Below are 12,982 nucleotides of genomic sequence, written 5' to 3' on the forward strand. Positions count from 1 at the left end.
TGTCGGCTGGGAACTGCAGGTTGCAGGGGAGCGGGTGACGGTGGCACAGCCAGGCACAGCGGAAGCCGAATGGCTGACCAATCTGCACAAGCAGCTGATCGCCGATGAGTCGATCCAGTTCGACCTGCCGGCCTATGTGCCGCCCCAGCCGCCCGACTGGCTGAAGCCGCTGCTCGATCTTTTGTCATCGCTCGGTCCCTACATGATCTATCTGTTCTGGGGGGCGGTGATATCGGGCGCCGCAATCATCCTGCTTTTGGTCTTCTTCGAGGTGAAAGGCATCGCCTGGCACCTGCCGTGGCAGCGCGCGCGGCCCGAGGCCGAGGCCGAAGAGACCTGGCGTCCCGACGCGGGCGCCGCGCAGATCCTGCTGTCGGAAGCGGATGCGCTGGCCGCACGCGGCGACTATGACGAGGCGGTTCACTTGCTGCTTCGGCGCAGCGTCGCCGATATTGCCAGCCGGCTGCCGGACTTCCTGCGCCCGTCGCTCACCGCGCGCGACATCGCCAATGCTCCTTCCCTGCCGGGAAGGGCACGCCATGCGTTTACCGAGATCGCCCGCATTGTCGAGACGGCGCTGTTCGCGCGCCGGCCGGTCGGCGCGGAAGGCTGGCGGCAAGCACGCGGCGCCTATGAACGTTTCGCCTTCCGGGATGCCTGGACGTGAGCGCACCGGCGGTCGAGGCGCAGGAGCCGTTCAATCGAAAGACACTGTTTTGGGGGATTTTCGCCAGCCTGCTTGCGGCAGCCGGTTTCTTCCTGCTGTCCACCTATGCTCCCGATTTCCGGCAACCCGGCAATGGCGGCGCCACGCCGTTGTCGAAAAGCGGCGTCGGCTACGCCGGTCTGGCGGAATGGCTGAAGCTGACCGGCGAACCGCCCTTCATGGCGCGGACCGAGGACGATCTCGGCACCGACATGCTGCTGATCGTCACCATCTCGCCCGACAGCGATCCGGAGGCTCTCGACCACATCCTCAACCTTCGTCAGGACCAGAACACGCTCTTCGTGCTGCCCAAGTGGCAGATCCTGCCGCTGCAGGAGCACGAAGGCTGGAATATGAAATTCGGGCGATTGCCCGGTTCGGTGGTGAACGAATGGCTTGGCCGGATCGCCGATGCAAAGATCGGTGCTGGCCAGAGTACGCCAAAGCAACTCGACATCGAGGGCCAGCTCGTCAACACCCCGGACGAATTGCAGTGGGTAGCGGACGAACACCCGGTCATTGCAGCCGGCAAAGGCCAGGCCGTCCTGACGCAAGTGGAGAACAAGCCGTTCTATATCCTGACCGACCCCGACCTGATCAACAACGCCGCCCTCAAGGATCCCGACAAGGCGGCAGCGGCGCTCGGGCTGATCGCCTTGCTCCAGCCGGACGACGGGCCGGTGATGTTCGATCTGACGCTGCACGGCGCGGGGCGGAAGTATGATCTGGCCAAGCTTCTGGTCGAGCCGCCCTTCCTGGCGCTGACACTGACGATCCTGGTCGCTGCGGCGCTGGCGTTCCTGCATGGCCTCGGCCGATTCGGCCCGCCGCGTGCCGACCAGCGTGCAATTGCTTTCGGCAAGCGTGCGCTGGTCGATACGACGGCGATGCTCATGCGGCGTGCCGGCCGGCTGGACGAGCTGGGAAGCCGCTATGCGGCCTTGATGCGGGTGCGCGCCGGCGCGCTGCTCGGGGCACCGCAAGGGTTGCAAGGCACAGCGCTCGACCACTGGCTCGACTCTCGCGATAAGGAGCAAGCTGGCGGCTTCACGATGCGCTCGCAAGCCGCCGGCGAGGCCAAGAACTTGGCGCAGATGCAACAGGCAGCTGAGCGGCTGCACGACTGGACAGCAAGGAGGCTCGGTGAACGTCGATGATGTGAAGGCCCTGGCGACACGGATCAGGGAAGAAGTGGCCAAGGCGATTACCGGGCAGCACGATACGGTCGACCTGATGCTGACCGCCTTGTTTGCAGGCGGGCATATCCTGCTCGAAGGCCCTCCCGGCACGGCCAAGACAATGACCGCGCGCTGCTTCGCCCAAGCGCTTGGGGTCGCCTACGGGCGGATCCAGTTCACACCGGACCTGATGCCCGGCGACATCGTCGGGTCGAACATCTACAACTTCCAGACCGGGCAGTTCACGCTGACGCGCGGCCCGATCTTCTGCGATCTCCTGCTTGCCGACGAAATCAACCGCACGCCACCCAAGACGCAAGCCGCACTGCTCGAGGCGATGCAGGAACATGCGGTCACGTTCGACGGCACCACGCATTCGCTCGGCCGCAACTTCATGGTCGTCGCGACCCAGAATCCGATCGAGCACCAGGGCGTCTACCCCCTGCCCGAGGCGCAGCTCGACCGCTTCCTGTTCAAGCACCGCGTCAGCTATCCCGGCCCCGAGGAAGAACGAGCCATCATCGTCCATCACGGCGGCGGCTCCGCCTCGCACGACATCGCGCAATATGGCATCGAGGCGCAGACGGACCGCGAGACGCTGCAGGAGGCACTTGCAACCGTCGGCTCCGTCACCCTCGTCGACGATGTCATCGGCTATATAGCGGCGCTGGTTCGGGCTACGCGCGAAAATGCCGATCTGGAAGTGGGGGCCAGTCCACGCGCGGGCGCCATGCTGGCGCGGGCGGCTCGTGCCCGGGCGGCGCTGGACGGACGTGCCTATGTGATCCCCGACGACGTCAAGGCGCTGGCGATACCGGCGCTGCGCCACCGCGTCATCCTTTCGCCTGCCGCCCAGATCGATGGCCGCCTGGTCGAGCAGATCGTCTCCGACCTGGTCGACCAGACGGAAGCACCACGTTGATCTATCCCAGCGGCCGAGCGGTGTGGGCAGCAGCGGCCGGCGCGGTGCCGGCCTTCCTGGTCGCGCTGGCGCTGCCGTCATTCTGGTATCTGGGATTGCTGTGGAGTTGCCTGCTGCTTGCCTTCCTGGCGGTGGATGCCGCGGCCGGACGCGGACGGGCATCGCTGAATGCCAGCATCGATGCGCCGCAGCAGGTCGGTGTCGGCGGCGAGTTCAGCGTGCAAATTGCAGCCCGTCATTCGGGCCGGCCGCGCGCCGCGGAGGCTCGCGTCGGCCACGATGCGCGGCTGGCGCCGGTGGACGGCAGCGGTGGGACTTTGCGGCCGACGGCCGGAGGCGGGTCGCTCGACCTTCGCTTCCAGGCGCTGCGACGCGGCGTCGCCAGCTTCGACCGTCTCTGGGTGCGCTGGCGCGGGCCGTTCGGGCTGGTCTGGAACCAGGTGGTGCTGCCGGTGGAAAGCAAGGTTGCGGTGCTGCCCGACGTCAGCAGCGCCCGCGGCGAGGCGATCACCCTGCTGCAACATGCGGCGCTTGCCGAAGGCCATGCGCAGCGCCGCGCCGGTCAAGGCCGCGAGTTCGACGCGCTCAAGGATTACCAGCCGGGCATGGGCCGGCGGATGATCGACTGGAAGCGCAGCGCCCGCCACGGCAAGCTTTTGGCGCGCGAGTTCCGCATCGAGGAGAACAACAATGTCGTGCTGGCCATCGATAGCGGACGCCTGATGTGCGAGCCGGTCGACGGTGTGCCGAAGGTGGACCGGGCGGTGACGGCCGCCTTGCTGTCGGCATTCATCGCGCTGAAGGGCGGCGACATGGTCAGCCTGTTCGGCTTCGATGCAAGGCCGCGCGTTTCGAGCGGCGCCGTGCGCGGCTCCGCCAGCTTCGCGATGATCCAGAAACGGGCAGCCGAGATCGACTATTCCAGCGAGGAGACCAATTTCACCCTGGCGCTGACCACGCTTTCGGCACGGCTCGACCGCCGTTCGCTGGTCATCATTTTCACCGATTTCGTCGGCCCGATCAGCGCGGAATTGATGCTGCGCACGGTGGGCCGGCTCACCGAACGGCATCTCGTGCTGTTCATGCTGATGAAGGACACCGAACTGGAGGGCCTGGCCGACCTGCCGCCACGCTCCGGCGAGGACGTTGCCCGCGCGGTCGTTGCCGGAGGGCTCTTGCGCGAAAGGCAGGTCGTCATCGGCCGGCTGCGGCTGCTCGGGGCGCATGTCATCGAAGCCAACCACAACCGGCTGGGTCCCGCGCTGGTCGAGCGTTATCTGCAGTTCAAGCAGGAGGATCTGCTGTGACGGCGCCAGTCGCCGGCAATGCGGTACGCGGCGATGCTGTGCGCCAGTCGCTGGCCAGCTTCCGCCGCGAGCGCGAGGCCGACTGGAGAGCATTCGAGGCGCTTCTCGCGCGTGTCGAAAAGCGTGCGCCGCGCACGCTTTCCGAAGAGGAGCTGCTGTCGCTGCCGCTGCTCTATCGATCGGCGCTGTCTTCTCTTTCCGTGGCACGGGCGACCTCGCTCGACAACGCGCTGGTCGCCTATCTCGAAGCGCTGTCGCTGCGCGGTTATTTCTATCTCTATGGCGCACGTCGCGGGCTGCGGCAGCGCCTTGCCGATTTCTTCCTGCACGACTGGCCCGAAGCCATTCGCGATCTGTGGCGCGAGACATTGGTTTCGGTCGCGCTGATGGTGATCGGCATTGGTGCAGGCGCCTGGCTGGTGGCATCCGACAAGAGCTGGTTCGACGCGATCATCCCGTCCAGCCTGGCGGGGGGCCGCGGTCCCGATGCCTCGGCCGAACTGCTGCGCAACATGCTTTATGATGGCGACAATGGCTTTCTCTCAGGCTTTGCCGCCTATCTGTTCACGCACAACGTCCAGGTCGCGATCCTGGCCTTCGCCCTCGGCTTTGCCTTCGCCGTGCCGACGGTGTTGCTGATGCTGTTCAACGGCTGCATGATCGGCGCGTTGTTCCAAGTGTACTGGTCCAAGGGACTTGGCATGGAGCTCGGCGGCTGGCTGGCCATCCACGGCACCACCGAATTGTTCGCGATCGCTTTGGCCGGCGCGGCCGGCATGCGCATCGGCACCAGCATCGCCTTTCCCGGCGAATTGACACGCATGGTGGCAGCGGCTCGTGCCGGACGCATCGCCGCGAATGCTATGGTCGGGGTCTCGGTCATGCTGCTGTTTGCCGGGCTGCTCGAGGGCATTGGCAGGCAGACCATCACCAGCGACGTCACGCGCTATGCCATTGGCGGCGGCATGCTGGCGCTATGGATCGCTTATTTCTACCTGTTCCGGGCGGTGCGGCATGGCGATCGGTAGGCGCGCCGCCTTCGCGGCTATACGGCCGCTGATCACGCCCGAAGGCGTCGATCTTCGGATAAAGCTGGCCGACGCCGGCACGCGGGCCTCCGCCTTCCTCCTCGACATCGTGTTTATCGCGGTGGCTGCAATCGTGATCACGATCGTCGCACTGTTCGGGGTGGGAGGCCTTGGCAGCGAGGGGTTTCAGCCGCTCTTCGTCGTCTGGATCATCCTGATCTTCTTTCTGCGCAACGCCTACTTCATCGTCTTCGAAGCGGGCCGGCGCGCGGCGACGCCCGGCAAGCGGATCGTCGGCATCCGGGTCGCATCGCGCAACGGAGACGGCCTGTCCATCGACCAAGTCATCGCCCGCAACCTGATGCGCGAGATCGAGGTGTTCCTGCCGCTGTCGATCATCGTCGGACGCAGCGGGACCGACCTTGCCGACACGCTGACGACGGTGTTCGGACTGGTGTGGACGCTGCTGTTTGCCTTGTTCCCGCTCTTCAATCGAGACCGCATGCGGATCGGCGACCTGTTGGCGGGGACCTGGGTGGTCGAGGCACCGAAGCGCGCCTTGCTGGAAGATCTGTCGGCCCGGCAGGATGCCGGCGCTGGCGCGTTCCGGTTCAGCCACGCCCAGCTCGACGCCTACGGAATTGCCGAACTCCACAAGCTGGAGGAGGTGTTGCGCCGCGACGACTATTTCGCCCTGCGGACGGTTGCCGAGACGATCGGACGCAAGATCGGCGCGGCACCCCAAGCCCATGACGCGCGCGCGTTCCTGACGGCCTACTACGGGGAGTTGCGGGCACATCTCGAACGCAAGCTCCTGCTGGGCAACCGCAGGGAAAACAAGCACCAGCGTTAGATCAGGCGTGGGAATGCACGAAAAGCGTGCGCAGCAGCCCATTGCCACCGAAGATTGATGCTTGACCGGTGCCATCTTCTCCCGCAAATTCAGTCTCGCGGGGTTGAAATGCCTATCCGTCCGAGGGTGCTCGTGTTCCCTCGCAGTCGCAAGCGGATGTTGCAAGAAAACTCCTCGAGAGTTCCAGGTTCTACGGAAATCAAGCTGCAAGGAGACTTCCTTGGCCACTTTCGTCACTCAATCCACTTTCCAACGAGCTGGCAGCCAAATGGTGTGGTTTTGGAAGCTCGGAACAGGCGATGCCTACTGGGGATACTCGGTACGTGCGGCGGTCGTCCTTCGCACGGCCACTTTGCGCTGGGAAAGCCTGTATACCTACATCGACGAGTCAGGCCAGACCGAGGTAATACAGACGAACGTATCAGACGATATGCAAATAAGATTCGCGGCGATAAGTTCTCCCTGAGGAGCCAAGACATGCCAACAGTGCTTCACGCGGTATACGATTCCCGCGGAGTGATCATTGCCGCCTCACGAGTCGATCCTTCCGATGAGAAGTCGGCCCCGGCGCCAATCCCACAGCCCGGCGAGGGCAATTACTACGCGCTAATCCCGCTTGACGAGGCCCACGTCAAAATGCCGCTGGATCAGCTGTGCACAACGACTCGGGTCGACTTGCGACAGAAGCGGCTGATTGCCGAGGACCTTCACTCTCGAGCGTAAGTGTTCCTCGCCACCCTGCCCTATCCCACCCACTTCTCGTAGTCGGACACCAACAGGTGAAGCGGTGCTGTGTCCTCGTCGATGTCTGCGAAGCGGCCGATTGGTTCGCGAAAGACATTGTCGGTGAGATCGTCGTTGACCGTCGAAACCTCGCCGATCAGCACGTCCTTGCCTTCCGCCCAGAAGGCGTGCCAGACGCCCGGCAGCAGCGTCACGCTCTGGCCTGGGTCGAGCTTCAGCAGCCCACCCGCAGGCAGCCTGTGGATGGTTCCGTCGACAGGCACCGATACTTCGGCCTTCGGATCGATTCCGCCATCGCGATCATGCATGAACAGCTCCAGCACCAGTTTGCCGCCACCACGGTTGATGATGTCTTCGGCCTTGATGTTGTGGCGGTGCATCGGCGACAGCTGGTCCTTGCGCGAGATCATGATCTTCTCGGCATAGAGCATGCCCATGCCCTTCTTCATGTCCTCGTAGCGGCCGTTGCGAACGGTGAACAGAAACAGGCCGAGCTCGTCGAACTTCTCCTGGCCATAATCGGTGATGTCCCAGCCGAGCCGGGAGGAGAAGATCGCCGACGAATCCTGCCGGCGCGCCTTCATCTCTTCGGGGCTCCAGTAGGCGAAGGGCGGCATGATGTAGCCGAACGAGCGGATGAAGGCGTCGGCGTCGCGGATGATGTCGTTGATGGCGGAGCGTTTCATGATCGTGGTTCCTTCCCGTCGCTTTGCGAGCGCTAACGCAATAGCCGAACGTCAATTCGGTGTCGATGCAAACTGCTGTCGCTGGCCCCATGACATGCGGTCCGATCAGGGCCATAAGGTCAACCAATTTTCCGATGGTGAGACCATGCGCAGCATAGACGACCTCGATACGCCGGCGATCCTGATCGATGCCGGCCGCGCCGAAGCCAACATCGCGCGGGCGCAGGCCCATGCCGACCGGCACGGGCTGAAACTCCGGCCGCACATCAAGACCCACAAACTGCCCTACTGGGCAAAAAAGCAGATCGCGGCCGGCGCCGTCGGCATCACTTGCCAGAAGATCGGCGAGGCCGAAATCATGGCCGACGCCGGCCTGACCGACATCTTTCTGCCCTACAATATCCTCGGGCGGGCGAAGCTGGAGCGCCTCAAGGCGCTGCACGGCCGCGTAACACTGTCGGTGACAACGGACAGCATGGACACGCTGATGGGACTTGCCGCCACCTTTACCGATCCCGGCCACCGCCTGCCGGTGCTGGTCGAATGCGACACCGGCATGGGCCGCTGCGGTGTGCAGTCGGCCGGCGAGGCAGTCGCGCTGGCGAGCGAGATCGACAAGGTCCGGGGGCTCGTCTTCGGCGGCTTGATGACCTACCCGGGGGCGGGCCGCGCTGCAGAGACCGAGGCGTGGCTCGCCGATGCGCAGCAAGCACTTGCCGCATCCGGCCTTGCCTGCGAGCGTATCTCCAGCGGCGGCACGCCCGACATGTGGCGCTCGGGCGAGCATTCCGTCGTCACCGAATACCGCCCAGGCACCTACATCTATCTCGACCGCTACCAGGTCGCCAAAGGCGTCGGCAGCCTCGACGATTGCGCGCTGACGGTGCTGTCGACGGTGGTCAGCCGTCCAACGCCGACACGCGCCATCCTCGACGCCGGCAGCAAGGCCCTGTCCAGCGACACGCTGGGGCTCGCCGATTTCGGCGAGCTGCTAGGCGTTGCGGGAGCGCGGGTTACCAGTCTCAGCGAAGAACATGGCAACGTCACGCTGTCAGGCGACGCCGAGCTTCGCATCGGCGAGCGCGTGCGCGTCGTGCCCGACCATTGCTGCGTCGTCACCAATCTGTTCGACGAGGTGCATCTGATCGAAGGCGACAAGGTGATCGAGACTTTGCCGGTCAAGGCGCGAGGACGGATGGGATGAACCAGGCCGGAGCGCGTGCGGAGGCTTTAATGTATAGAATTTTCCGGACGCCGGAGGGACAGCACCCCCCTCTGTCCTGCCGGACATCTCCCCCGCAAGGGGGGAGATTGGCAGCTCCGCCGCCCGCACCCACTTTGATACGTTGGTAATTGGCGAAAGCAGAAGCAGCATCCGATCTCCCCCCTTGCGGGGGAGATGTCCGGCAGGACAGAGGGGGGTGGGAAGAAACTCGACGGATAAGATCAGCCGGGTTGCCGTTCAGCTTGCCTTGCCGCGACCCGGCGCATCGAAATGACGCGGCGGCGGCGGATCTCGGTGCGCATCGCCATCAGATGCAGCGCGAAGAACAGCACGGTGAAGCCGAGCGCCATCACCAACAACGGCCACAACAGGCTTGGATCGATGGTCGGCCCGCCAAGCCGGAACACCGAAGCCGGCTGGTGCAGCGTGTTCCACCAGTCGACCGAAAACTTGATGATCGGGATGTTGATGAAGCCGACCAGGGTGATGATTGCCGCAGCCCAGGCGGCACGCCCGGCATCGTCGAGCGCGCGCGTCAGCGCGATAATGCCGAGATACATCAGGAACAGGATGAAGACCGAGGTCAGCCGCGCGTCCCACACCCACCAGGTGCCCCACATCGGCTTGCCCCAGATTGAACCGGTGATCAGCGCAAGGGCGGTGAAGACGGCACCAATGGGCGCCGCCGATTTCAGCGCCAGGTCGGCCAGCGGATGGCGCCAGACCAGCGTGCCCAGCGCCGAGATCGCCATCAGCGTGTAGCACATCATGGCAAGCCAGGCGAAAGGCACGTGGATATACATGATGCGCACGGTGATGCCTTGCTGGAAATCCTCAGGCGCCGTGAAGCTCATATAGAGACCGACAGCGAGGATGATGGCGGCCACGCTCGCCAACCACGGCACGACCTTGTCGACCAGCCCGACGAACTGCGTCGGGTTGGCAAGGTCCATCCAGCCGGAGAGGCGTGAAGTCGTGTCGCTCATGCGGCTTTACATAGACCGCCGGCGGAGTTGCGGCAACCACGGAGCCGGCGGTCTCTCCTTCTCTCCTTTGTGGGAGAAGGTGGATCGGCGCGTGGCTCCGAGCCGGATGACGGCTCATGTCGAGCCTGAATCAGAACTCATCGCAATATGAAAGCCGCCAGTCGGTAAACAACCCAATCGGGGCGTTTGATCGCGCCGAAGTCGACGCCAAAAGCGGTCAAGCTGGAAGCGTCGAGCATTGGTCAAACGCTCGGCGGCAGACTTCAAACCTGCTGTCGGCAGTTGGTTGATGGGGCGTTGATCGCAAATTGCGCGGCGAAAGCCCGGATATAGGCGGGCCGTGCTTCCCCGCGCGCTACATAGGCAGCCAAGTTTTGATATTCGTCCAAAATGCCTGACATTCCTAGTCGCAGCAGCACTGATACCATCAATAGGTCGCCCGCGCTGAACGCATCATCGAGCCAGTCGGCGACGCCCAAGTGAGCCGAGAGTTTGTCCAGCCGAGCGCGAACACGGTCCTTTACCAACGGCAAGCGCTCCTCGCTCCAAGGCTTGTCACCTTCGAATATTCTTGCCGTCGTTAATTCCAGGATCGGCGGCTCGACGGTGTTTAGTGCGGCAAACATCCACGTGATCGCGCGTGCGCGGGCATCGCGATCCTTCGGCAGCAGGCCCGCATGCTGCTCGGCAAGATGAAAGACGATCGAGCCGGTCTCGAACAGCGAGAGAGAACCTTCCTCATAGGTGGGGATCTGGCCGAAAGGATGGATTGCCAGATGGTCAGGCGCCTTCATCCCTGCGAAGGAAACAAGACGAACCTCATAAGGCTGACCCACTTCTTCGAGCGCCCAGCGAACGCGCGTATCGCGCGCCAGTCCCTTGCCGCCATCGGGTGATCGTTCAAATGCTGTGATAGTGATTGTCATCGTATCCGTTTCTTTGCTTGGGCAAATTTCTTCGGCTTCCTATCGTGAGACGAATGAGCCTCCCCGAAATCGACATCGGTCTTGACCTATTTCATTGCAGGGCGCCGCTTCCGATCAGAGGTCGTGATAGCGCGATGGGCCAATTCGGCGAGGCTGCGCGTAGGGGCTGCCTTGTTCCATCGACCGCTTTTGCGAGCTTGCGCCCTGAACGCAGACCGAGGCCCTTCCGGTCAATCCCGATTTACGGGTTCACATCCTGATCTGCAGTGCGCTTACATCTCCATTTTTGGATGAAGATTTTGCGCCAAGCTGGAGTTGCGGGATCTGAACGCCGTCTGCGACACAATTATCGCCTAGGTCCGCGATGAGAGCTTGCAGCCGTGGCGGTGACGCGGTCTCCCCTTCTCCCCTGTGGGAGAAGGTGGATTGGCGCGCAGCGCCGAGACGGATGAGGGATGCTGGACGGAGTAAGGCGCTACTCGGTGCGCCGCAGTCTGGATTTTGGATGAAGGTGTGCGCCGAGCTGGAGCGCACCTCATCCGTCGCCTACGGTGACACCTTCTCCCACAACAAGGGGAGAAGGTGAACCGTGCCACTCAGGCGGCTTCGTTCACCGGATGGCTGAGGCGGCGAACCTCCTCGTCGTTGAGCAGGCCGCCAGCACGCAGCAGGCTGGCGAAGCGGCCGTTGCGCAGCGACAGTTCGGTGAACCCGCCCATCTCGACCACCCGGCCCTTGTCCATGAACACGACCAGATCGGCATCGCGAACGGTGGTCAGGCGGTGGGCGATGATGAAGGTGGTGCGGCCGCGCCGCAATTCGTCGATGGCGTCCTTGACGCGGTCTTCCGTCTCGACGTCGAGCGCGCTGGTCGCCTCGTCGAGAACCAGGATGGGCGCGTCCTTCAGCACGGCGCGGGCAATCGCGATGCGCTGGCGCTCGCCACCGGACAGCTGTCCGCCGCGTTCGCCGACGACCGTGTCGTAGCCTTCGCTCTTCGACAGGATGAAATCCTGCGCGGCGGCGGCGTTGGCAGCGGCATGGACCTCGTCATAGGTCGCCTCCGCACGGCCGACGCGGATGTTGTCCTCGATCGAGCGGTTGAGCAGGCCGGCATCCTGGAACACGGTGGCGATCGAATGGCGCAGCGACTTGCGGGTCACCGTGCGGGTGTCGATGCCATCGATCAGGATACGGCCGCCGGACGGCGTGAAGACGCGCTGCAGGAGGTTGATGAGCGTCGTCTTGCCGGCGCCCGTCGGGCCGACGATGGCGACGGTCTGGCCGGCCTGGACCTCGAACGACGCGTCGTCGACGCCCTGCCCGGAATTGCCGAACTCGAAGCAGACATTCTCGAAACGCACATGACCCGTGACCTTGACGAGGTCGCGCAGCCCGTCGGGCTCGGCGGCATCGGAAGCGGAGTCCTCGAGATGATAGAATTCCTCGAGCTTGGCGCGTGCCTCGGAAATCTGGTTGGCGAAAGCCGACATCTGGTCGAGCCGGGCAATCAGCAGCGTGGCAAAGCCGGTAAAGGCGATGACGTCGCCGATGCGCAACTGGCCGTGCGTCACCAGATAGGCGCCAATCAAGAGCACCACCATCATCGAAATCGTCGACGACAGCCGGTGCAGCGCGTTGGCCATCGCCCACCAGTCGAGCACCGGATTCTGTGCATCGAGCAGGTTCTTGACGTAGCGCTTGAGCGCCTCGGTCTCGTGGCCGATGCGGTTGTAGCTCTGCAGGACAGCGACGTTGCTGACCGAGTCGGTCACATGCGCAAACACCTTGTGGTAATGCCGCTCGACGGCCGCCTGGCCTTCCTTGGTGCGCCGCATCACCAGCCGTCCGATGCCAACATAGAGCGCGCCAAGCGCCAGCAGCACCATCGACATGCGGATATCCATGCTGAGCGCCGTGGGCACCAGCAGAACCAGCGCGACCGCGGTCGACAGATGCTGCCGCATGAATTCGAGCCAGAGGCTGAACAGGGTCTCGACCGCGCGCAGGAGCGTGTGCAGGGAATTGGAGGTGCCGCGCTGATGATGCCAGGCTAGCGGCATGGTGATAACGCGCTCGAACGACTGGCAAAGAACCTCGCTGCGCCGCTGGTGGGCAAAGCGGTCGGCGCCGCGCGCCACCAGCACGAAGGCGATGATGTTGAACGCGCCGAGGCCGGCCCACATCGCCAGCGTCGAGAATACCGAGCCGCGGTCCGAAATGGCATCGATCACCCGGCCGAACATGATCGGCTCGAGAATGGCGATAATGGCAAGCGCGACATTCGCCCCGCAGATAAACGCAACGCGTTTCCTGTCGGCAGCGAGATAACCAAGGGCTCGCCAGTAGATTTGCAGAAGTGACACTTCAGCTACTCCGCCAATTATTTATGGTGCAGTGCGTCATTTTTTGACTCGTATC

Annotated in this window: 11 protein-coding genes; 7 read left to right on the forward strand and 4 right to left on the reverse strand. The window is 63.8% G+C overall.

From position 1 onward, the window contains the following. Positions 1 to 40 precede the first annotated feature (40 nt). The 6 genes from NKI01_RS05810 to NKI01_RS05835 are packed head-to-tail and all read left to right on the forward strand — an operon-like array spanning position 41 to position 5,994. Positions 41 to 667: a DUF4129 domain-containing protein gene (locus NKI01_RS05810; protein ID WP_245278514.1), complete on the forward strand. Its 627-nt coding sequence runs from the start codon at positions 41 to 43 to the stop codon at positions 665 to 667. Beyond that, complete coding sequence (locus NKI01_RS05815; RefSeq protein ID WP_352481257.1) at positions 664 to 1,863, forward strand: DUF4350 domain-containing protein; 1,200 nt, start codon at positions 664 to 666, stop codon at positions 1,861 to 1,863. Before NKI01_RS05810 ends, NKI01_RS05815 begins: the two co-directional genes overlap by 4 nt. Beyond that, a complete protein-coding gene (locus NKI01_RS05820; RefSeq protein WP_352481258.1) occupies positions 1,850 to 2,806 on the forward strand; it encodes an AAA family ATPase in 957 nt (318 codons plus the stop codon). The genes NKI01_RS05815 and NKI01_RS05820 overlap by 14 nt, the downstream gene beginning before the upstream one ends. After that, positions 2,803 to 4,113, forward strand: a complete 1,311-nt coding sequence (locus NKI01_RS05825) for a DUF58 domain-containing protein (protein ID WP_352962200.1) — start codon at positions 2,803 to 2,805, stop codon at positions 4,111 to 4,113. The genes NKI01_RS05820 and NKI01_RS05825 overlap by 4 nt, the downstream gene beginning before the upstream one ends. Then, positions 4,110 to 5,141, forward strand: a complete 1,032-nt coding sequence (locus NKI01_RS05830; RefSeq protein WP_352962203.1) for a stage II sporulation protein M — start codon at positions 4,110 to 4,112, stop codon at positions 5,139 to 5,141. The genes NKI01_RS05825 and NKI01_RS05830 overlap by 4 nt, the downstream gene beginning before the upstream one ends. Beyond that, positions 5,128 to 5,994: an RDD family protein gene (locus NKI01_RS05835; RefSeq protein WP_352962205.1), complete on the forward strand. Its 867-nt coding sequence runs from the start codon at positions 5,128 to 5,130 to the stop codon at positions 5,992 to 5,994. The genes NKI01_RS05830 and NKI01_RS05835 overlap by 14 nt, the downstream gene beginning before the upstream one ends. 743 nt (positions 5,995 to 6,737) lie before the next feature. On the opposite strand, the gene NKI01_RS05840 is transcribed toward NKI01_RS05835, so the two are convergent. Continuing rightward, positions 6,738 to 7,424, reverse strand: coding sequence for a D-lyxose/D-mannose family sugar isomerase (locus tag NKI01_RS05840; RefSeq protein WP_023674428.1), 687 nt, complete (start codon positions 7,422 to 7,424; stop codon positions 6,738 to 6,740). A 145-nt stretch (positions 7,425 to 7,569) separates the two neighbouring features. On the opposite strand from NKI01_RS05840, the gene NKI01_RS05845 reads away from it, so the two are divergent. After that, a complete protein-coding gene (locus NKI01_RS05845; RefSeq protein WP_352962361.1) occupies positions 7,570 to 8,628 on the forward strand; it encodes a D-TA family PLP-dependent enzyme in 1,059 nt (352 codons plus the stop codon). A 242-nt stretch (positions 8,629 to 8,870) separates the two neighbouring features. Here the strand turns inward: NKI01_RS05845 and NKI01_RS05850 are convergent, their stop codons facing one another. The 3 genes from NKI01_RS05850 to NKI01_RS05860 all read right to left on the reverse strand — a co-directional run bounded on the left by NKI01_RS05850 (position 8,871) and on the right by NKI01_RS05860 (position 12,927). Beyond that, positions 8,871 to 9,635 carry a heme ABC transporter permease gene (locus NKI01_RS05850; RefSeq protein WP_352481263.1) on the reverse strand — a complete coding sequence of 255 codons (765 nt, stop codon included), beginning with the start codon at positions 9,633 to 9,635 and terminating at the stop codon, positions 8,871 to 8,873. A 263-nt stretch (positions 9,636 to 9,898) separates the two neighbouring features. Beyond that, complete coding sequence (locus NKI01_RS05855) at positions 9,899 to 10,561, reverse strand: glutathione S-transferase family protein (protein ID WP_352962207.1); 663 nt, start codon at positions 10,559 to 10,561, stop codon at positions 9,899 to 9,901. A 596-nt stretch (positions 10,562 to 11,157) separates the two neighbouring features. After that, a complete protein-coding gene (locus NKI01_RS05860; RefSeq protein WP_352962209.1) occupies positions 11,158 to 12,927 on the reverse strand; it encodes a glucan ABC transporter ATP-binding protein/ permease in 1,770 nt (589 codons plus the stop codon). Positions 12,928 to 12,982 lie beyond the last annotated feature (55 nt).

The organism is Mesorhizobium sp. M0815 (genome assembly GCF_040319995.1).
Classification (GTDB): Bacteria; Pseudomonadota; Alphaproteobacteria; order Rhizobiales; family Rhizobiaceae; genus Mesorhizobium.